3 protein-coding genes are annotated in these 1,595 nt (G+C 64.5%); 2 read left to right on the plus strand and 1 reads right to left on the minus strand.

What is annotated here, in order from left to right; all coding sequences use genetic code 11:
* The coding region (locus tag L972_RS17140) for a LysR family transcriptional regulator (protein WP_047439818.1) at positions 1-343 on the minus strand (343 nt) is incomplete at its 3' end.
* Between the two features lie 109 nt (positions 344-452).
* On the opposite strand from L972_RS17140, the gene L972_RS17145 reads away from it, so the two are divergent.
* Positions 453-1,379, plus strand: coding sequence for a sodium-dependent bicarbonate transport family permease (locus tag L972_RS17145; RefSeq protein WP_047439821.1), 927 nt, complete (start codon positions 453-455; stop codon positions 1,377-1,379).
* 4 nt (positions 1,380-1,383) lie between these two features.
* Positions 1,384-1,595 (plus strand): P-II family nitrogen regulator (locus tag L972_RS17150; protein ID WP_047439896.1); only part of this gene is annotated, 212 nt, incomplete at its 3' end.

Consider the following 1,595-nt stretch of genomic DNA (forward strand, 5'->3'; position numbering starts at 1 on the left):
GCGCCATGGCGGGAGCCAGCAGCTCGAACGCCAGGGTGCGAGGTACCGAGTCGGCGATCCCCACCTGCATGGTCAACTCCTGACTGGCGTGGCGCAGGGTGTGCTCCAACTCGGCACCGAGCGAGAAAATCGCCCCAGCCTGCTCCTGCGCCTGCCGACCCGCAGCGGTCAGCACCAGACGCCGCCCCACCCGGTTGAACAGCGCCACCCCGAGGGACTGCTCCAGCTCTGCAACCTGACCGCTGATGGTCTGCGGCGTGAGATGCAGCTGTTCGGCGGCCTGAGTCACGCTGCCGCTGCGTGCCACATGCCAGAAGTAGTAGAGCTGTTTGTAGTTGAGCATGCCGTTCCTTATCAGTTTTTACCGAACAACCATCAGCAAGAATCTGATTTTATCGAAACATTGCGGGCTCTAGCATGCAACCATTATCTGAACTGCCCTGCGAACCATCATGCTGGACGTTGTTGTACTCTTCTTTCTGTTTGGTCTGCTGGCCGGTCTGGTGCGCTCCGAGCTCAAACTGCCGCCTGCCCTCTACGACACCCTCTCTCTCTTTCTGCTGCTGGCCATCGGCCTAAAGGGCGGCGTCGGTCTGGCTCAACAATCCCTGCAACCTCTGCAGCCACAACTGGCGCTGGTGATTCTGCTCGGCGTGGTGCAGACCCTGCTCGGCTTTGCCGTGCTGCGCCTCAAGATGAACCGGGTGGATGCAGCCGCCACCGCCGCCCACTATGGTTCGGTCAGCGTCGCCACCTTTGCGGTCGGGGTGAACTGGCTCACCGAGCGGGGCATCAGCTTTGAATCCCAGCTCTCCATCTTCTTGGCGGTGATGGAGATCCCCGCCATTCTGGTGGGCATAGTGCTGGCCCGCGGCATCAGCCGCGAGACCCGCTGGCGCATGCTGGCCCACGAGACCTTCCTCGGCAAAGGGGTCACCCTGCTGCTAGGCGGCATGGCCATCGGCTATCTGGCCGGGCCGGATGGAATTGCTCCGCTCAAGCCGCTGTTTGTCGACCTGTTCAAGGGGGCGCTGGCGCTGTTCCTGCTGGAGATGGGCCTCATCGTCGCCCGTCAGTGTCAGGATCTGCGCCGCCACGGCCTGTTCCTGCTCGGCTTCGCCCTGTTGATGCCGCTCGCTTCAGCGGGACTGGGGCTGGCGGCTGGCCAGCTGATGGGGCTCTCCCTCGGCGGCCTGACCCTGCTGGCCACCCTGGCGGCGAGCGCCTCCTATATTGCCGTGCCGGCCACCATGCGCATCGCCGTGCCTCAGGCCAACCCGGGGCTGTCCCTCAGCGCCGTACTGGGGGTCACCTTCCCGTTCAACATCATGCTGGGGATCCCGCTCTACCACAGCTGGGCCCGCCACTTCACGGAGTAGCCACATGCAGACCGAGACCCGCACCCTGCTGACCGTCATCACGGAAGCCAATCTGGAGCCTACCCTGCTGCGCACCCTCACCCGTGAGGGGCTGCGCGGCTACACCATCACAGATGCCCGCGGTCGGGGCGATCATGGTGAGCGCAACGCCAGCTGGAGCGAGAGCGGCAACATCCGGCTGGAGGCGATCTGCAGCCGGGAGCAGGCGGAGCGGCT

It is taken from the genome of Aeromonas sp. ZOR0001 (assembly GCF_000801015.1).
GTDB lineage: Bacteria > Pseudomonadota > Gammaproteobacteria > Enterobacterales > Aeromonadaceae > Aeromonas > Aeromonas veronii.